The sequence below is a fragment of the Pedobacter xixiisoli genome (genome assembly GCF_900215335.1).
Classification (GTDB): domain Bacteria; phylum Bacteroidota; class Bacteroidia; order Sphingobacteriales; family Sphingobacteriaceae; genus Pedobacter; species Pedobacter xixiisoli.
In genome coordinates, this window is record NZ_OCMT01000001.1 from 245,696 (window position 1) to 265,171 (window position 19,476).

Below are 19,476 nucleotides of genomic sequence, written 5' to 3' on the forward strand. Positions count from 1 at the left end.
AAAATTACTGCTTAACAATCGTGTAGGCGTAGTAAGGTGGCTTGCTCAAGCTTAATGTAATGGTGTAGGTTCCTGCGGTAGCTATGTTTATCGGATTTCCCCCAGAAGTTAATGTGCCACTATTGGTGCCTGATACGGTGTCTCCATAAACAATGGCTGGTGTGTTTAAACTGTTGAATTTAAAGGTGCCAGCAGCAAGGGTAGCGGTTAAAAACCATGTTTTAGTAGCTGGTGCATAGGTCATATTCTTAACCTCATTTCCCGTGGCAGATCCTGAAAGCGCCCAGTCTGTTTTCAATAAGGTTAATTCTCTCGTATCGGCATTGTAATTAAACTTCCAGTATCCATTAGTGCCCCAATCGCCCCAAGGTGCAGCAGATGTAGTTACTTGAAGTGTATGTGTGGTGCCGCTATCGAAGCCTGCATTGATGCCATATCTTACTGCGGGAGTAGCATTGGTCACCAAGTAAAATCCTGCCCAGCTTGCTTTAAATTCAATATAGCCTTCAAACTTGGTGTCGTAATTTCCAGAAGCTATGGTTTGCGTTGTTGCAGGTCTCACCGTATAGCTTTCGTTACTTAGAGGTACATACATTATTGGTGGCGGCGTGAAAATCATCTTTAAGAAATGCTTTTTTACAGCGCCTTGAGCGTTAGTGATGTTGATAGCTGCTACATTGTTTGTAAATAAAAGGCTTGCACCACTTTCAATATCAGCTTTTGAGTTGTTGGTTAATGAAATTCTTTTAACCACCGCCGTAGCGCTGGGCCTTTGAACATTAAGTTTTAAAGTATCGGCCAAAGCGCCATCTTTTAAAAAAGGCGTCGCCGTATAGTCGATGCCGTTAACATTTAAAACAAGGGCATTGATTGGCGATACAATTGTTGGGTTTTCTGGCAGTTCTCGTTTTTCGCAAGCCGTTGCCAAAAGTAGTCCTATAGCCATTAAATAGTTGTGTATCTTTTTCATAATCTTGATTTTAATAATAATCAATTGTTTTATTAATGAATTTTCGGTTTAGTAGCCAGGGTTTTGACGTAAGCCTTTCATCAGTTGTAAAGCTGTAATTGGTTTAGGCAGTAAATAGTTGTTGTTGGTGATGTTAGTTTGAGGATACCAAGTGCCTAAGGCATCTTTTACCAATTGTCTTCTGCAAAGGTCAAACCATCTGTTGTGCTCAAATGCCAATTCCCAATTTCTCTCAGCCAGTACCGCTTTGTCGAAGTCGTCTTTAGATAAGCCTGTTGGCAATTTCGCTAAGCCTGCTCTAACCCTTACTTTATCAATGGCGTCATAAGCTGCGGTAGAAGGTGAACCTTCAGCTTGATTTGCAGCTTCTGCATAGATCAATAGCACATCTGCATATCGTAAAATAGGAGAGTAGCCGTCTGCTTTGTCGCTTGCCGGAGGACCTGTGAAAAAATTACTTCTCGGGCCTGCATTTCTATATTTGGCGACAAATGGGTTGGCAAAATTGGTATTGATAAAGTTGGTTCCATCTATCATCGTGGTATAAAAACTCGCATCCTTACGAGGTCCATTCGGAAATTGATCATAGAAACGCTTGTCTGTTCCCCAGTCTCCCCAGCCTTGCTCACTGTTTGTGCCAGGTCGACTAACCATGTGCAATTGGCTTCCGCCACCTGATTGGCTATTGGCATAAAGTGTAAAGATGAGTTCGCGATTGGTTAGCCTATTGTTCCAGTTCCAAAGATCACTGAAGTTGGTGTTCAGGCTATAGATACCCATGTTCATTACTTTTGTAGCTTGATCTTTTGCCAAAGCATATTTTGCAGTTTGGTTTAATGGGAAGCCTGCCATGGTAAGGTATACCTTTGCTAGTAATGCCGAAGCAGCACCTTTGGTTGGTTTGTTGGCATTGGTTTGGATAGCAGGTAAAAAGCCCTCTGCTGCAATTAGATCGGCTACAATAAAGTTATAAATATCTGCAACAGAAGATTGGGGTAGGGAAGTAGCTTCTATCGTATTTTTCTCAGTTAATAATGGTACTTCACCAAACCATCTCACCATGAAGAAGTAATTTAACGCCCGTAGAAATCTAGCTTCACCTACTACAGGGTTTAGTAAAGTTTTATCAATGCTTGAGGTATCGGCCAAACCTACTAGTGTATTTGAGATACTGATACTGCTGTAGGCGCCATTCCACAGTGGACGAACTATTTCATCTGGGTTAGAAACTTGTTTGACATTCAATTCTTCAAATCCACGCCAGCGACCAATGCGATGATAGATATCTTCAGCTCCCGCTTCAGCTATAAAGGCATAATCGCCCTCGAAGGTGAAATTATCTTGAAATAAAGGTGCATAAGCTCCAGATATATAGGATTGGAAATCCTCGATATTGTGAAAGAATTTGTCGGACGTAGGTTGGCCCGTTAAATCTTCCTTAACTTTAACACAGCCCGCAAATGCGATACAAATGAAAAGCGGTAGTATTGTTCTAGTTATATTTTTCATCTTATTTAAATTTAATGTTAAGGCCAAAGGTGAAAGACTTTTGTGAAGGATAAACATTTAGGTCAACGCCTCCATTGGTATCCACTCCTGTAGATGATTCAGGATCGTAGCCGCTATAATTGGTGAAGGTGATTAGGTTGGTGGTGCTGAAGAATATTTTAGCAGAAGACAATACTTTGCTTTTTGCTAGTATGCTCGATGGCAGTGTATAGCCTAGGGTTATATTTTTCAATCTTAAATACGAACCATCTTCTACCCAATAAGAAGAGTTTGAAAAAGATCTTCCGGTAACAGATGGAATATCAGTGTCCTCATCTCCCTCTCTCCACTGGGTAAGTAATTGTGTGCCAGTAGCTCCTGTGCCTTTTTGTGTTAAGTTATAGATCTGGTTGCCAAAAACTCCTTGAAAGAAAATGTTAAGGTCAATGTTTTTGTATCTAAAGGTATTGGTCCATCCGTAGTTAAACTTAGGTTGGGCACTTCCGATGATTTTGATGTCTTCCTTGTCAATAATACCGTCGTTATTTACATCTACATACTTGGCGTCTCCTGGTTTAGCACCATATAAGGCTGCGGTAGAAGCTTCGTTTGATTTCCATAATCCAGCAAATTCGTAACCTAAAAAGCTACTGATGGGTTGCCCAGCGATTAAGGCGAAAGATCCTGTTACGCCAGGAAAGTCATTGAACGAATTGTATACGGTGTCTGTACCTGCCAATGCAAGAATTTTGTTTTTATTTAAGTTAAATGTTACAGTAGACTCCCATTTGAAGTTTTTCTTACTGATAGGGGTGCCGCCAACTGAAAAGTCAAAACCTCTATTGGAAACCGATCCGATATTGCTAAGAATTGAGCTTACACCCAGCCCTGTTGGAACGGCTTTGAATAAAAGCAGGTCTGTGGTCTTTTTATCATAATATTCTGCCGTAAATTGAAGGCGGTTATTTAGGAAGCTTCCGTCTATTGCCAAGTTTTTCTCTGTAGTGCGCTCCCATTTTAAGTTCGGATTTGCCAATTGTCTTATGGTAAGCGTTGGATTTCCATTGGCATCTAATCCTGGGAAAAACGTTTGTTGCGAAGCATAGGCAGGAACTGCCGCATTTCCTACAGCACCATAACTCGCACGTATTTTCAGGTCTTGTATCGTATTTTTAAATTTTTTCATGAAATTTTCATTCATGATATTCCAAGCTATTGCAACTGCACCGAAATTTTCGAATTTATGACCATCAGCTAATTGGCTTGCTCCATCATAGCGATCGGAGATAGTAATCAAATAACGATCTTTATAGCTGTAGTTTATTCTGCCCATCAAAGAGCGGGTAGCTGTGTTAACTATTTCATTTCGTGGCTGGGGGTAAGGGGTTGTAGTCGCATAACTTAGTCCATTGTAGCCTAAGTTAATTGGTATGCCTTGAGCTGATTGGTCTGAGCCTCTATATTGATCTTGTAAGGTTTCGTATACCGCGGTTATATTAATGCTATGGTCAGATATTTTCTTGTCATAAGTAAGGATGTTGGAATTCTGTAAGCTCGAATACTGCGACATCGACGTAGATCCGGAGATTGCACTTGCAGGACCAGCGTTCACTACTTGGTTGTTGAAATAACCGCTAAAACGATCAATCACTTTATAAGCTACTATGCTTTTGAATTTTAAGCTTGGAATGATCTGGTATTCTGCAGATGGAGCAAATGTGAACGATTTATTGTAGCGATCATCTACAATTTCTTTAGCCATACCCACTGGGTTGTAAACTCCGTTCGGTCCTACACCACCGCCAGGTTGTGAATATTTTCCATTGCTTTCATAAACTGGTTTGGTTGGCGACCAAGATAGAGCAGATCTTACGGCACCTTGTGGATCACCAGAGTGATTGATGTCGTAAGAAGCGAATGTGTTTAAACCAAAGGTTAATTTTGAGGTAGCTTTGATATTTAGATTAGAACGTAAGGTGTATTGTTTGTATGCTGAGTTGATGATGACTCCGGTTCTGTCTAATACATTGCCTGAAACATAATAGGATATCTTGTCACTAAATCCGCTGATGCTTAGGTTGTGGCTTTGCGTAACTCCAGTCTGAAATATTTCATTCTGCCAGTCCGTTCCTTTGCCAAGAGCATCTACTTCGCTTTGTGTAAAGATAGGATTGTAGCCATTTGCGGTCTGAGATTCGTTAAGCAAGGTTGCGTAGGTTTTTGCATCTAGTAAGCCAAGCTTTTTTCTTACACGATCTGATGACACAAAAGAGTCGTAAGCTACGGTAAAAGGAGAGTCCTTGCCATTTTTAGTCGTAATTAAAATTACACCATTAGTTCCTCTAGCTCCGTAAATTGATAGTGCGGCCGCATCTTTAAGTACGTCTATAGATTTGATATCATTAGGGTTGATGGTTGCAATACTTGCATTTTGAATACCGTCTACGATGATAAGTGGGTCGTTTCCGTAGGTTAATGAGTTGGCGCCTCTGATACGGATAGAAACTCCTCCCTCTGGCCCGCCACTATTATTTTGAACTACAACCCCCGCTACTCTTCCTTGTAGCGCTTGGTCTGTTCTCACATTAGGTTGGTCTTCCAGGTCTTTGCCTTTTAATGAAGCTACGGAACCAGTAAGATCTGCTCGTTTTACAGTTCCATACCCAACTAAAACCACTTCATCTAATGAATTTTCACTTTTTTCTAACTTGATGTCAAGTGTGGTGGTGCCATTGAAGGTTACTTCTATAGTCTTGTAGCCCATGTAACTAAATGTCAGTACGCTGTTTTCTGGTACATTTAGTGAGAATTCACCATGTGCATTTGTTACCGTGCCATTGTTGGTGCCCTTAACTCTAACAGAAACACCTGCTAGTGTTTCGCCAGTTGACTGGTCGCTCACTTTTCCTTTTGCCAAGGCATTTGTGGGCTTCATAATGTTTTTGAGGCTGGTGATTTCGAAACTGGCCGCTTTAGCGTTAAATATTGAGGAGGCCATTAAAATTAAAAATGTTAGGAATGGTGTCCTAAGCATAACTACCCGAGATGGATAGTGGTAGGGTAGATGTAAAAATCCATTCATTTTTTTAGGTGTTTAAATTTGGTATAATTTTAAAGTTTACGAATTTATGTGTTCGTACACACAAATATATTGATATAATGATTAAATCAAGTGTTGGTGTTACTTTATTATGTTTGTATTTTTTTATCTAATTAATTGATAATTAGATTATTGTATTTTATTTTTAAATATAGAACCCCAGGGTTCTATGTGGTTTTGGTTCGTTTTGGGTGGTGATTTGTGTTGCGTGTTCGATTACTTTTGTTTGATAGTTAAATTGAACTAAAGGGTGAGGGCTATGGGAAGAAACTCAATTAAATAGCAAACTTGAAATAAGTTTCTTGCTTAATATTCTGTTAACACAAAAGGGCTAAAGTTTTAACTTTAGCCCTTTTGTGTTATTTGTTTTTTATCTTAAAATATTAGGCGTACTCTTTTTGGTGTAAAAAGTTCTTTTGAGTACAACTGGTGTAAGCTTAAAATGAATTTAACTGCTTCTTCGCATCAGACAGCATTTTTGATGCCTCAATAGTCTTAAGATTTTGAATTAAAAATGGTTGAGTTATTGTTTTTAGTCTTTCCGTACTTAAGCCTTTTTTTGATAATTCATTGCTCAAAATTTTAATTTTCTCATAATCCTGAATTCCGCTTATTAATTTTTCGAACCTTATGGATGTTCTGGCTCCTGGGTATATAAAAAAAGCATCTCCTGCAGACCAGTTTCCAAATCTGCTATCTTGCAATGGGTTAGCATTCCAGCAATTATAGGCCCATCTCAAATATCCATCATAATTATTGTTGAGGGCAAACCAAGGTAACCATGCACTTTCTGCTGGTGGTGAAAAGGTGAAAATATTTGGAGAACCCTCGGTGCAGCTGGTGTAAACTGTCGTGTTAAATCCTTCCGCTTTTCTTCTTTTAAATACTTCTGGTTCGATCACCTGATTAGATGCAACGCAATAATCGAAAATATCTTTTTCAATTTCTGGATGATACCTGCCTGCTAGAGCTATTTTGAAATCTTTATCTACTGATTTAATCACTGCAATAGCTTTTTCCATGTCTTCCACTGGGCGTTCATCCATAGCAATACAGGTGATGTTGAACCAGCCTTTTGATTTAAGATGAGTTGCAAATGCCTTTAACATCGGAGTCCAGTGCGAGGTATATTCCGGACTTCCTGGTTTCGCAACTAACGCGGTATCTTTTCCTGTTGCTTCATCATAATAAGCAAATTTTAAATCCCAAGGAATCATGCTGTAACAATTGATTTGTTTCTTGATTCCAAGAGACATTGCGAAAGAAACCCATTGATCAAATATGCTGAAATCGTATTGCCAAGATCCATTGTTTTTTTTCGTCCATTTAATCATCGAACCATATTTGTCATAAGTCTGACTATTCCAAGGGTCGTGAATAAGCGTTGTAGTAATGGTTTTCTGACCAGCATTAGCAAGCATATTCATGTAAGGGGTCATAGCTCTAAAATGTTCCGCAGACCATTGTTTGGTGTTTGAAACACGTGAGATCGCATATGGGTTTTGCCAAAGATCTAAATGAAACTTCCATTGGTTTGGTGATGGAAGTACACGATTGATAACCTTAACTGTGTAATTTAGTTTGTACTTTGAGTTTTTATTGTTCTCTTTTAGATAAATAGATCCTGAATATAAACCTGGTTTTGTATCTGTAGGGATTGTGACGGTGAGCCATATTGGTTGAACAGTATTTTTTGGAACCGTTAATTCGTTTGCGTTGTCAATTACGTCTTCAACGAGTGAAGAGTCTAGCTTTGGGGTTATCTCACAGCCTCCTCCCTTGGCATTCAGCCCATCGGTCATCACGTATCTAACAAAATTTGCTTTAATATTACTTGCGTCGATGGTGTTGCCATTTTTATTGGTAAGTTTCGACAAAGCAAAGCTCACTTTATTTAGATTTCTTTTGGTGCACACTAAAATTTTGGTATGTATTTTTTCGCCACGCCAACCAGTGCCTTCCCATTTTATTTTTAAAGTGCCGTTAGAAGGAGCAACATGTTTTTGATATCTGACGTCAGCCGAAGCAAATTTAAAAGCGGTTTGTTCAGTTATATTTTTCCAAGAAATCATATCAACTCCCTTTGGGTCGGGCAACTCTTGGTAGGCTACTTGGCTAAATAGATTGCCCGAGCAGACTATTAATGTCAGGAGACATTTGAATTTGAGGTGTAATTTGGTTAACATAAATTGTTTTTTAGGTAAATGATTTAGTTGTTTTTTAATACTCGTTATGGCATAGTGTATGATAGATAAGTAAATAAGGTGTATTGATTAGGTTTTATGATTACGCTATTTTGTACTACTTCTTGTAGTTTACTCGAATATCAATGTGCCGAAGCTCTCTGGTTGATGAAAATCAGGTTTGGGTGTGTCAATTGGATTCCAAGATAGATAGTGTCTCTTGTCAGTTTTGTCTCCACATTTATAAAAATTAGCTTTAGCCGTTTGGTTTTTTAGCGATTCAAAAAAGTCGAAGCAGAATACATTAAGTGGCACAACTATAGTTAATTGCCATGTAATTAACTTGCCTATCATGCGGTATTCTGGCTTTATTAATGTTTCTGTTTTTATATTTCTTATAATTTGTGGCGAAACTAATTGCCTGTTTTCTTTGGAATCGCCGTAGCCTATTAGGCAAGTTCCAAAGCAGTTGAATTCAAAATTGTAATATTTATCACTGTTTTTAAATGCAATAAAAAGCTCAACACAGCTATCTTCATATACTGGGTCGTTGGTGTTTTTATATACCGCCCTGATATCATCTTCGGTGACATAAAACTTTAAAAATAGCGCATCATTATATCCAATGGAGAAATAGGCTTCGGGTTTGTGTTGAAAATCTTCCCATGAGATGATTTGAATAGGCGTTTTCTCACATTGGCTTAAGCTTTTGTTGATGTTTTCAAATGAGCTGTGCTTGTTAATGTTCGAAAGAAAGTTGACATTAATTTTTTTCATAGTGTATTATGGTTTACTCCTTAACGTTTTAACAACTTCTTGGACAATGCTTTTCAGTGTGTCAAATTCTTTGTCCATCCTCGAAAATAGTTTGAGCTGCGCTTTAGCTCTTTGTAGATTGTGCCCTTCAAATTCGGTTTTGTAATAATGGTCTCCCTCAATAAAGTCGGTTAAAAACCTAACGGCCTGCATATAAGGGAAAAGAATTGCGCCTTCTGCTAAAGATTTAATTTCTTCTTCTTCAAGGAAATTAATGGTTTCCGTTAAATATCCAGTTGTAAATGCACTATACAACGAAAGATTGATGTTGATTTTGCTCAAATCCTTTTCGTCTTCACTTGCTGTATTGATGATGGTTCTTATCGCATCGCCAAAATCATAGGCTACATAACCTGGCATCACGGTATCCAGGTCTATAACGCATTGGGCTTGGTCGGCTTGATTAAGTAGTACATTATTGAATTTGGTATCATTATGTATAACCCGAAGAGGTAGCTTGCCTTCACTGCCCTTTCTAAGCACATATTCCATTTCGTTTGCCCGAGAGTTAATTAAGTTGATTTCAGGAAGGACTTTGTTTACTCTATTAAATGAATCTGCTTTTATTGCAGACTGGAGGTTGATTAATCTGTTCTGTATATTGTGAAAATCGACAATTGTCTCCTTTACTTCGGAAGTTGGTAAATCAACAAGGAATGCTTGAAATTCACCAAAAGCTTTGCCGCCTTCAAAAGCTTGATTTTCTGTTGTGACAATGTCGTAGCTTTTGGTGTTGTCGAGATAGTTAAAAACACGCCAGTAACTGCCATTTGTGTCTTGGTAGTAGTATTTTTCGTCATTTGATTTTACTGCTACCATAGATCTTTCATCACTATCGTCATGGTATTTTTCAATAACCTTTTTACGGATATGTGTAGTTACTTTGGTAATGTTATCCATCAAAATATCTACATTTTTAAAAACGTGATGATTAATGCGTTGTAGAAGAAACTTAAGGTCCGAATCAGAATATTCAATTAGATAGGTATCATTGATATGGCCAGATCCGAAAGGTTTAACCTTAACGAAATTGCTGTCGAAATTAAATTTTGATAGAATTTCGGTAATATTGGTGGCCTTGATAGTTTCTGTAGTCATAGTTTTTCTAGTAGTTTAATTGGTATGGTTCGAACACGTGAAATTTGTATTTGTGTTCTCCCATTTGTTTTCTAGTTGGTTAGTTTGTTTGTGTGTTCGGACACGCAAATATATTAACTTTTCTAACTTTGTCAAGTATTATCGAAAGGAGTTTGTTATAGTTTGATGATTAAAAAGATTTAATATTGTTTAGTTTTGTTGGTACGACAAGACCTGTCGTATTTTTTTATGGGGAAAAAGGTAATAAGAATAAAAGATATTGCTGAGAAAGCACAGGTTTCTACAGGAACGGTTGATCGGGTAATACACAATAGGGGAAGGGTAGCTGAGGATGTTAAAGAAAGAGTTAACAGTATTATCAAGCAATTAAACTACGAACCAAATTTGATGGCTCGTGTTTTAAGTTCCAGAAAGACTTTTAACATTGCAGCGCTGATACCCGATCATAAAATAGATGCTTATTGGTCTGCTCCAAAATCAGGTATAAAAAAGGCGGAGAGCGAGTTTAGGGCGTACGGAACGAAAATAGAATATTATACCTTTAACCCCTATAAAGTCGAATCGTTCGTAAAAAAAGCTGATGAACTTACTAAGGAAAAGCCTGATGCCATCATCTTATCTCCGATTTTTTATAAGGAAACTTTGCCATTTTTCGAAAAATGGAAAAGCCAGAATATTCCATTTGTACTGTTTAATACAGAAATTCATGAGTATGACCCACTGTCTTACATAGGGCAAGATTCTTATCAAAGCGGTTTAATTGCTGCTAAACTGATTCATTATGGAAATCCCGATCCTAGTACTTTTTTAGTTGCACACATTGATGAAGGAACGGCTAATGCTGCACATTTAGAAAAAAAGGAGCAGGGATTTAGAGATTATTTTGAACAAAACAGCCTTTCAGATTATCAGATTATTCGTGCTGAGTTAAATACAGCTCAACTTTCTTCATTTTTGAATGCATTTGATACTATCCTACGTGAAAATCCTGAATTAAAAGGGATCTATGTGACAACTTCCAAAGCACACGAAATAGCTAATTTATTGCAGCAAAAACATATTCGTACGCTTAAAATAGTAGGTTACGATTTGGTTTCTAAAAACATAAAATTGCTCAATAATGGAATGATTAGTTTTTTGATTAATCAACATCCTAAAGGTCAAGGTTATTGGAGTGTTAGCCATTTAGTAGACCATTTGATATTTAAGAAAGAAGTACCTATGCTTAAATATTTACCTCTTGATATTGTTACCAAAGAAAATTTAAACTACTATCTTGATAGCGACGAATGATTTTATAATTCGTAATCTTATCGTTAGTGTTTTATAAACTTGTTTAACTCTATATTAAGTTTCTTAACATCGTCACTATATCGGGGGTATTTTTCTACATTACGTGCACTATGGTTTTGTATGTTTATCGTGCCTATCTCATTGTGATTTAAGAAACCATCATCCATAATCAGTCCGTTTAAAATGCAATAAGTTATGTATGCAGCTTCTTTTTCAAATTTTGGAATAATTTTCAGGTGTTTGGCTATTAGTGCTTTTGCATCTTCAATTTGATGTTGTTCAATGCCAGTCATAGGTAAAAGCAGCATAAAAAGTAGGGGATGTTTTTCGAAAGCCAAAAGCTCCTGCCAAGTTAAAAACCAAGCTTCAAAATGGCCTCCTAAGTTGCCAATGTAAGTTTCATTGAGAAAAAACACAATTTCATATTCCTGAAATTCGATACGGAATGACATTTCATCGTTCAATTTTCCAGCAATAAGCTTTACATTTTCATCGCTTATTTCTGCAAAGAAATCTTCTTCCCATTGCTGCACTTGGTTTTGGTCGATGTCAATAGCTTCCATTGCTTCATCGAGATTGAGTTCGTTTTTATCATCAAATCCCCTAAACCATTTGATGTACATATACCAAAAATAAGGGTTGCCTTTTATCTCCTCAAATGTAATTTGCTTACTCATTTTTTTAGGTCTCTGCAATTCCACCAACAGCAGCTATTGCTCCATTTTCAAATCGAAACTCAAGACCATGTTCTGTGTCAATTTGGTAGCGGATGGAAAGTTTAATGGTATCATCTTCTAATATCCTCAGGTACATGATTTCTTTGATGTACTCGTTATGCTTTTCAATATCATTGATTTGCAGGGCAGGTTCTCCAGATTTCTCCGGATTTTCATAATAATGCGCATACAATTTCTGGTATCGTTCAAATGCTTTGATTTGTATGTTTTGGAGATGGACTTCGAAATGATTTAGAAAACTTTGATAGCTCGTAGCAAAAGCATTTAACCGACTTCCATCTGGTGCTTCTTCAATTTCCTCACCATCTTCGTCGTATTCTTCACCTAAAAAAATCTCAACGCTCTGGTCTCCAAAAAATGGATGTGCAAATGTAAGTTCTGCAGAAAATCCATCCCAATCTTCTTCTACAGCTCCCCAGTATGAATGTGTTGTCATACAAGTTCTATTTTCTGTTCAAATCAGTAATTAAAAGTGGGTTGTTTTCCCTTAGTTTTTCAATTAGCCTTTCTGTTTCTGTAGTTTTAGGATTTTGCTTTAGCTGCTCATACTCACTCGTTGTTAGTCCAACCATTTGTAAAAAGGAAACTTCTCCATGCGGTGTCTCTATTTTTCCGAGTTCAGGGTCTAATACAAATGCCAAAGCGGTAATATCCGTATTAGACTCCAATTTAATGGGCCCATTTGCCGGAATAAAATGAAATTCTTCGAACCAATTGCCAGACTTAAAAACGTATTTAGCCAAGTTCTGCATCAAGTTCATCGCCCAATGAAACTCGTCGTTGTTTTCTTTCTTCAACCTAAAAGTTAGCTCGAAACCGAATTTACTAAATTCTCCGCCAGCTTTTTCTTCATCATAATAAAGCTCAGAAAAACCATAGCTTACAAAGTGATGATGTGGTTCCTGTGCATTGCTATCGTAAACACTGATGCCATCTAGCGGATCTTCGCCACCAAGCATATATTTAATCAGGGTGCCAAAATGTTGTGGTTCTTGTGCGGGGTAAAATTTATCAACTTGGGCATCAATGCTAAGCCATCCAACAGCGTCGTCTTCGGTGAATTGCTTTTTATAATCTTCTTTGTTCATGTTTTAGTTTTATATTTATTCGCTTGTTTCGATCTTAAAAAAATAACTAATATCTGCAGTATATTTAGGCTTGATAGGGCTCGGTGTAATGATGAATTCAAAAGTTGGCTCAAGATATTGATACTTGGCAATCTGACCATCTTTGTCTGTGAGCTCCATCTCTTGGATAGTTTCTCCACCTAGTACCTCTACACTGTACCAACCATTTTCTAATGAAATTGTGGCTGTACGGTTTCTCTTTAAAGTTTCTACTTTGTCGGCCGTAAATTGCCTAAGGTAAGGCATAGTAAACAGGTAAATTTGGTTGTTTTCTACTTTTAAGCAATATCCATCTTGCCTAACTTGTAGTTTGTTACCTTCTTTAAGTAATTCGGGTGTGTGGTTAGATAAGTTAAAATAAATAATGTAAGGGTAATTTTCTACACCAGCCAGCGGAACCATTATACCGTCTTCTACCACTTGGTCGCCAGTTGCTTTCGTGGTAAATTCAGTTAATAGATCTTCTGGTAAATTATGGTCCCGTTGATAATTTAATAAGTAATCAGGATCGCCCAGAATGAAATAGTCCATTAAATCATTCAGTACTTCATCAAATTTGTAAACTTTGCTCATGTAAGACGGCTTGGAAAAACGTTAATAAGAAAAATTTCATTTTCTATTTTTTTAACCAATTTCCGTGCCTGTTTTTAGAGCGAAAACGTTTGCAGCATTTTAACTTTTAGAATCTAGGTGTTGATTAGGTTGTCACTTTTATTCTATGCCACTGAGTATTTTCTTTTCTTCTAGCGTATTAATCAACCTCGATTTAACAAGCGTTAGGGCGTAATCTTTAGCCTCTGCAAATGAGATGTCATACTTTCGCTCAATCAACTGGAACTCTTTCGGAAATCGAGACAAGATGTGCTCGTAATAACTATCTAAAGTTTGCTGATTAGGCATTTCAAAGTCGATTTTCAACTGAAAGCGTCTAATTAAAGCTGTATCAATAATTTCTGGATGATTGGTGGCGCAGATTAATAACGCTTTTTCAGAAAAATAATCCATTAGCTGTATCAGTGTATTTACCAATCTTCTCATTTCTCCAACATCTTTCTCATCACTTCCTCTTGCTTTTCCTATCTGGTCAAATTCATCTAAAAACAAGACCGCTTTGTCTTTAGCTACTTTATCAAAAACCTGCTTCAGATGTTGTGAGGTTTCTCCAATTCGGGCGCTGATTACACTACTTAAATCGAGGATAAAAAGGTTTTTTCCTAGTGCTTTTGCGATGGCTTTGGCAGTCATTGTTTTTCCACAGCCAGAGCTGCCGTGGAGCAAAATTTTGTTGTTTAAGGGCAGTCCGTATTTTGTTAGTTCGTCAGTATAGTAATGCTCTTTTAGCAGTTGTGCCAACTTTAATCTGTTCGCTTGATTTAGGAATACATCCTCAAGTAAAACCTGTTCCTTGTCATTAATTAAAAGCTCGGTTACGTTCATACTACTTAGTTTTTAGACCACGTTTCTTTGTCAATTTCATACACGAAGTTTAATCTTGGAGCTTCGTTATAGTAGCTGACTTCTTGCTCTGCAATTTTTTTGGCTCCAATTCTACCAATCGCAATTTGCGAGCGAATGTTACTCGCTCCAATATGGAAATGTACTTTAGAAACAAATTGGAAAATGTAATCTAGCATAATGTTTTTAACCAAGGGGTTGATGCCCTTGCCCCAGTAGGATGTACTGTAAAAAGTGTAACCGATAAAAATACTATCTCCCTGCTTATTGTAGTCGTAAAATCGGGTAGTTCCTATAGTGCTTCCTGTACGTTTATCGACAATCTTAAAAGCACCTTTACTTTTAATCGCTCCCTCAAAAAATCCCTTAAATACTTCTTTTTTCCAGCGGTCGGGATTTGGGTGCTGTTCCCAAATTTTAGGATCTGATGCAGCAGTATATAAATCATCTAAATCTTCTTCTGCTAATGGCGTAAGTAATACTTTTTCGTCTTGTAGTACAGGTTGTATGTTGAAATTCATTTAACTATGATGTTGATGGTCGTCGCTGAGATTTGCTCGTTTATCTTAAGGAAGATTTAAGAGGTAAAGATAGGGAAAAGCCATCATTTCTGATAGCTACGGTTGCTGTACTGAAGGAAGAACCTAAGACTTACTCTTGTTGATGGGATCCCGATTGCTGCTATCTTGTGGAAACAACTTTTGCATTGTCTTATATCCTGGTTAACGTTTTAAGATTCCCGCCTACGTGGGAATGAAGGCAGGTGAACGGATTTGTGTCTGCACGATTGCTCAGCACGATCCTATCTAATGCAAAAAAAAGCCTCCCGTTAGGAAGGCTTTTAGAGCGAAAGACGAGATTCGAACTCGCGACCCCGACCTTGGCAAGGTCGTGCTCTACCAACTGAGCTACTTTCGCATGTTTAACATCGTCCGATGTTTTTAGTGATTTTATTATCTTAATTCAAGTGACTATCACCATAACTTGAAAAAAAAACCTTCTTTAGTGAAAAAGAAGGTTTGTACTGAAGGCGGGAATCGAACCCGCACGCCTGTTGAGGGCATCCCGACTTTGAGGTCGGGACGTGTCAGTCCTTTCTACTGCGAGCAATCAGTGCTTCAATATACTTTCTGCTCTTTTTAGATTTGATTTCCAATTCACGTTTATTAGCTTCGATTTTTGTCGCGAATTCTTCAAGGTAAACAATCTTCCAAGGGCCTTTGTTCCTAGTTGAGGTCACAGCACCTTGGTTGTGTCTGTTGAGTCTGGCAATCATATCTTCGGTATGGCCAACGTAAAACGTTCCGCTTTTCTCTGATTGAAGGATGTAGGTGTAAAACATAAGGCGGGGTATGATGTAGCTAAAAATCCCGATTGCTCGGGACGATCCTATCTAATGCAAAAAAAAAGCCTCCCGTTAGGAAGGCTTTTAGAGCGAAAGACGAGATTCGAACTCGCGACCCCGACCTTGGCAAGGTCGTGCTCTACCAACTGAGCTACTTTCGCATGTTTAACATCGTCCGATGTTTTTAGTGATTTTATTATCTTAATTCAAGTGACTATCACCATAACTTGAAAAAAAAACCTTCTTTAGTGAAAAAGAAGGTTTGTACTGAAGGCGGGAATCGAACCCGCACGCCTGTTGAGGGCACAGGATTTTAAGTCCTGCGTGTCTACCAGTTCCACCACTTCAGCAAAGCTTAGCGCTTTTAATAAACACCCCCTGGTAGGAAGGTATTTAGAGCGAAAGACGAGATTCGAACTCGCGACCCCGACCTTGGCAAGGTCGTGCTCTACCAACTGAGCTACTTTCGCATTGTTAATATCATCCGATATTTTCAAAACTTTTGACATTTTTAAGATGCCGTTTCGTTTTGGTGATGCAAATATACGCAGATTTATGTTTCTGCCAAGAAATATTTAATAAAAAATTAACCTTTTAGGCTAACTTATTGTTTTTCATATTTATATATTTTCGTTTTGGTGAAAACAATAATGTGGTCAAGTGTTTTCCTTTTATTGTACGATATAAAAATCATAACGATTTTAGCAAAGTAAAGATTAAATCCTTTTCGTAACCCTTACCATAAAGATAGTTCACTAAATTAAATTGACGTTTGATTGCATTTTTTTCTTTCTCTGCTTGCTGTTTTTTTTCCAGTAAACTGCTTAAAGTCTCTAAATATTCATCTCCGTCGATACTATTTAAAGCTTTTTTAATGATAGGTTCGGGTACTCTTTTTAATTTAAGTCCCTGCTTAATTTTAATTTTTCCCCATTTTTTGATTTTGAACTTGCCAGAAACATAGGAGAAAGCAAATCTTTCTTCGTTTAAAAAGTTTTCTGAAATAAGCGTAGAAATAATTTCTTCTACCTCTAATGGCTTCATTTGCCATTCGTACAATTTATCTCTTACTTCCTGCTGCGACCTTTCCTGATAAGCGCACCAATTGGCAGCCTTTTGCAAAGCGGTTTTTTTATCGTAATTGTATTTCTTTTCTTGCTCTAATTTCATCTGCTCATTATACATTTTTACTTGCCAGATGCCTGCCTACAGTAGGCGGTTCCTTATCATGATGAAATAATAACTCATTTTTTAACTAATTATCATTTAATCATGGACGGTTCATAAATATTTGTTGAAATTCGTAAAAAAATCTCATTAACCCTATTATTCAATCATTGCCATGTCTAAAGCGGATACTTATACCATTGAACAAATTTCCGAAATTGTAGGAGGGAAAGTTGTCTTATTTGATAAAGAGGTAATGATAAAAAACTTGGTTATTGACAGCCGTACGCTGATTAATGCTCCGAATGCTTTGTTTTTTGCCATCAAAGCGCAGCGAAATGGTCATCAATTCATTGCTAATGCCTATCAAAATGGTATTCGTAATTTCGTGGTTTCTGAAGATATCAATTATGAAAAATATCCAGAAACAAATTGGATTAAGGTAGGTGATGTATTATCTGCCTTGCAGCGATTAGCGACTTATCATCGCTCAGCTCACCAATTGGAAGTGATAGGGATTACTGGTAGCAACGGAAAAACCATCGTGAAAGAATGGTTGTATCAATTGTTGTCGGCAGATTATAATGTAGTACGCAGTCCAAAAAGCTATAACTCTCAGCTAGGTGTGCCGCTTTCGGTTTGGCAAATCAACGATAGCCATAATTTAGGGATTTTCGAAGCTGGTATTTCTACCACTGGAGAAATGAAACAATTGGCATCAATTATTCAGCCTAGTATCGGTATATTAACTAACATCCGAGAGGCTCACGATGAAGGTTTTACAAATAAAGTAGAGAAACTAAGAGAGAAGCTGCAACTTTTTGAGGGTGTACAAACCTTCATTTATTCGCCAGAATATATTCTTGCAGAAGTAGCCTTGCCTGGTAAACAAAAGTTTACATGGAGCTTTAGCCAACCAGCAGATTTGCAGATCTTGGAAGTGTCAAACGAAGGAACGAACACTGTTTTGAAGGCGGAATACGCTGAGGAACAGATTGGTATAATCATCCCTTTTACCGATGCTGCGGCAATTGAAAATACCGTGATTTGTTGGGCAACCTTGTTGGCAATGGGTTACGAAACAGAAGAAGCTGCCTTCCGACTATCAAAATTGGTTAAAGTAGGCATGCGTTTGCAATTGATTAACGGCATTGATCATTGTTCGTTAATTGATGACAGTTACAGCGCAGATATTTCTTCGCTAAGTATTGCTTTAGATTTTTTAAATCAACAGAACCAGCACGCCAAACGTACGCTAATCCTTTCTGATTTACACGAAACAGGAAAATCTGCAGATGAACTGTATCAAGAAATTTCGATTCTGTTGAAGCAGAAAAAAATCAATCGTTTGGTTGGGATAGGGGAGCAGATTACAGCTCATCAACATTTGTTTGAGATAGAAAAGAGTTTTTTTAACGATACTTCAGATTTCTTAGCTCAAGTTGGTCAACATAATTTTAATAACGAAACCATTTTGATAAAAGGCGCTCGTAAATTCGGTTTCGAACAAGTGGTTAAACGTTTAGCTCAAAAGGTACACGATACGGTTTTAGAAGTGAATTTGAATGCTTTGTTAGCTAATCTTCAGTTTTATAAGGCTAAGTTAGCTCCTGGTGTGAAAACCATGGCTATGGTTAAGGCCTTTTCTTATGGCAGTGGTAGTTTCGAAATCGCTAATTTATTGCAATATCACAAAGTGGATTATTTGGCAGTGGCCTATGTAGATGAGGGCATCGCTTTGCGTAAAGCAGGAATTAGCTTGCCAATTATGGTGATGAGCCCAGAACCATCTGCGTTTGATGCGATGCTGCGATATCAATTAGAACCAGAAATTTACAGTTTAGAAGTGCTGCAAAGCTTTCTTCATTTTTTACCAGAGCAGGTTTCGCATTTTCCAATCCATATTAAACTGGATACGGGAATGCATCGTTTGGGTTTCGAACTACAACAGATTAAAGAATTAGCCTCACTATTAAAAACTGAAAAACTAAAAGTGGTTTCTATATTTACACATTTGGTGGCTACAGATGATGAACAGCATGATGAGTTTACCAAATTGCAGGTAAGTAAATACGAGGAGATGTACGGAGTTTTGACCTCGTCACTTGCTTACCAGCCCATTAAACATGTGTTGAATACGTCTGGTATTAGTCGCTGGCCAAACTATCAATTTGATATGGTAAGGGTAGGTATTGGTCTGTATGGTTTCGATGCTGCATTGGCTAAGGGAGAATTACAAACTGTAGCTGCTTTAAAAACCACTGTCTCGCAAATTAAGCAATTACAGCCTAACGAAACAGTGGGCTACGGAAGAAGAGGTAGCTTGCCTAATGGTGGACAAATCGCTACCGTAAAAATAGGTTATGCTGATGGTTATAGCCGTGCTTTTGGTAATGGCGTTGGAAAGATGTTGGTAGATGGGGAATTGGTGCCGACGGTCGGTTCCATTTGCATGGACATGTGTATGCTTGATGTTACTGGTTTAGATGTAGCAGTGGGAGATGAGGTAATTGTTTTCAACGAAGAACATAGTATCGTTGATTTGGCAAAGGAAATCCACACCATTCCTTACGAGATTTTAACTAATGTTTCTCAAAGGGTAAAGCGAGTTTATTATTACGAATAGCGTAGCTGTTTAGGTGTTTGGTTTGTTGGATATTTGGATGGCATATGCTTAAAAACTAAAGAACCAACAAA

16 protein-coding genes and 4 tRNA genes are annotated in these 19,476 nt (G+C 37.7%); 2 read left to right on the plus strand and 18 right to left on the minus strand.

The genetic code is table 11. The annotated features are described in order from the left end of the window. Window positions 1-4: 4 nt before the first annotated feature. The 6 genes from CRO54_RS01070 to CRO54_RS01095 form a co-directional block, all read right to left on the minus strand. Window positions 5-970 carry a cadherin repeat domain-containing protein gene (locus CRO54_RS01070; protein ID WP_097127703.1) on the minus strand — a complete coding sequence of 322 codons (966 nt, stop codon included), beginning with the start codon at window positions 968-970 and terminating at the stop codon, window positions 5-7. 48 nt (window positions 971-1,018) lie between these two features. Beyond that, window positions 1,019-2,479, minus strand: coding sequence for a RagB/SusD family nutrient uptake outer membrane protein (locus CRO54_RS01075; RefSeq protein ID WP_097127706.1), 1,461 nt, complete (start codon window positions 2,477-2,479; stop codon window positions 1,019-1,021). A gap of 1 nt (window position 2,480) precedes the next feature. Next, window positions 2,481-5,456 carry a SusC/RagA family TonB-linked outer membrane protein gene (locus CRO54_RS01080; protein WP_171047795.1) on the minus strand — a complete coding sequence of 992 codons (2,976 nt, stop codon included), beginning with the start codon at window positions 5,454-5,456 and terminating at the stop codon, window positions 2,481-2,483. A 539-nt stretch (window positions 5,457-5,995) separates the two neighbouring features. Further along, on the minus strand, window positions 5,996-7,744 hold the full coding sequence (locus CRO54_RS01085; protein WP_097127712.1) for a DUF4091 domain-containing protein: 1,749 nt from the start codon (window positions 7,742-7,744) through the stop codon (window positions 5,996-5,998). Between the two features lie 129 nt (window positions 7,745-7,873). After that, window positions 7,874-8,518: a carbohydrate-binding family 9-like protein gene (locus CRO54_RS01090; RefSeq protein WP_097127714.1), complete on the minus strand. Its 645-nt coding sequence runs from the start codon at window positions 8,516-8,518 to the stop codon at window positions 7,874-7,876. A gap of 6 nt (window positions 8,519-8,524) precedes the next feature. Then, complete coding sequence (locus tag CRO54_RS01095) at window positions 8,525-9,655, minus strand: phosphotransferase enzyme family protein (protein ID WP_097127717.1); 1,131 nt, start codon at window positions 9,653-9,655, stop codon at window positions 8,525-8,527. Between the two features lie 228 nt (window positions 9,656-9,883). On the opposite strand from CRO54_RS01095, the gene CRO54_RS01100 reads away from it, so the two are divergent. Then, on the plus strand, window positions 9,884-10,948 hold the full coding sequence (locus CRO54_RS01100) for a substrate-binding domain-containing protein (protein WP_097127719.1): 1,065 nt from the start codon (window positions 9,884-9,886) through the stop codon (window positions 10,946-10,948). 23 nt (window positions 10,949-10,971) lie between these two features. Here the strand turns inward: CRO54_RS01100 and CRO54_RS01105 are convergent, their stop codons facing one another. The 12 genes from CRO54_RS01105 to CRO54_RS01160 form a co-directional block, all read right to left on the minus strand. Then, a complete protein-coding gene (locus CRO54_RS01105) occupies window positions 10,972-11,625 on the minus strand; it encodes an Imm19 family immunity protein (RefSeq protein ID WP_097127721.1) in 654 nt (217 codons plus the stop codon). Window positions 11,626-11,629: 4 nt separating this feature from the next. Further along, entirely contained in the window at window positions 11,630-12,121 is a 492-nt protein-coding gene (locus CRO54_RS01110) for a DUF6985 domain-containing protein (RefSeq protein WP_097127723.1), read from the minus strand. Between the two features lie 7 nt (window positions 12,122-12,128). Then, window positions 12,129-12,773, minus strand: coding sequence for a suppressor of fused domain protein (locus tag CRO54_RS01115; RefSeq protein ID WP_097127726.1), 645 nt, complete (start codon window positions 12,771-12,773; stop codon window positions 12,129-12,131). A gap of 15 nt (window positions 12,774-12,788) precedes the next feature. Then, entirely contained in the window at window positions 12,789-13,385 is a 597-nt protein-coding gene (locus CRO54_RS01120) for a hypothetical protein (protein ID WP_097127728.1), read from the minus strand. A 138-nt stretch (window positions 13,386-13,523) separates the two neighbouring features. Beyond that, window positions 13,524-14,249 carry an AAA family ATPase gene (locus CRO54_RS01125; protein WP_097127730.1) on the minus strand — a complete coding sequence of 242 codons (726 nt, stop codon included), beginning with the start codon at window positions 14,247-14,249 and terminating at the stop codon, window positions 13,524-13,526. A 5-nt stretch (window positions 14,250-14,254) separates the two neighbouring features. Beyond that, window positions 14,255-14,788, minus strand: coding sequence for a GNAT family N-acetyltransferase (locus tag CRO54_RS01130; protein ID WP_097127732.1), 534 nt, complete (start codon window positions 14,786-14,788; stop codon window positions 14,255-14,257). Window positions 14,789-15,112: 324 nt separating this feature from the next. After that, window positions 15,113-15,185, minus strand: a tRNA-Gly gene (locus tag CRO54_RS01135). Window positions 15,186-15,354: 169 nt separating this feature from the next. Continuing rightward, window positions 15,355-15,609, minus strand: coding sequence for a GIY-YIG nuclease family protein (locus CRO54_RS01140; protein WP_097127734.1), 255 nt, complete (start codon window positions 15,607-15,609; stop codon window positions 15,355-15,357). 91 nt (window positions 15,610-15,700) lie between these two features. Next, a tRNA-Gly gene (locus tag CRO54_RS01145) sits at window positions 15,701-15,773 on the minus strand. A gap of 104 nt (window positions 15,774-15,877) precedes the next feature. Continuing rightward, a tRNA-Leu gene (locus CRO54_RS01150) sits at window positions 15,878-15,962 on the minus strand. Between the two features lie 47 nt (window positions 15,963-16,009). After that, window positions 16,010-16,082: transfer RNA gene (locus CRO54_RS01155), tRNA-Gly, on the minus strand. A 220-nt stretch (window positions 16,083-16,302) separates the two neighbouring features. Further along, window positions 16,303-16,782 (minus strand): regulatory protein RecX, encoded by a 480-nt coding sequence (locus CRO54_RS01160; RefSeq protein WP_097129822.1) that lies wholly within the window; start codon window positions 16,780-16,782, stop codon window positions 16,303-16,305. A 172-nt stretch (window positions 16,783-16,954) separates the two neighbouring features. Here CRO54_RS01160 and CRO54_RS01165 point away from each other — a divergent pair, with 172 nt between their 5' ends. After that, window positions 16,955-19,405, plus strand: coding sequence for a bifunctional UDP-N-acetylmuramoyl-tripeptide:D-alanyl-D-alanine ligase/alanine racemase (locus CRO54_RS01165; RefSeq protein WP_097127736.1), 2,451 nt, complete (start codon window positions 16,955-16,957; stop codon window positions 19,403-19,405). Window positions 19,406-19,476: the final 71 nt, after the last annotated feature.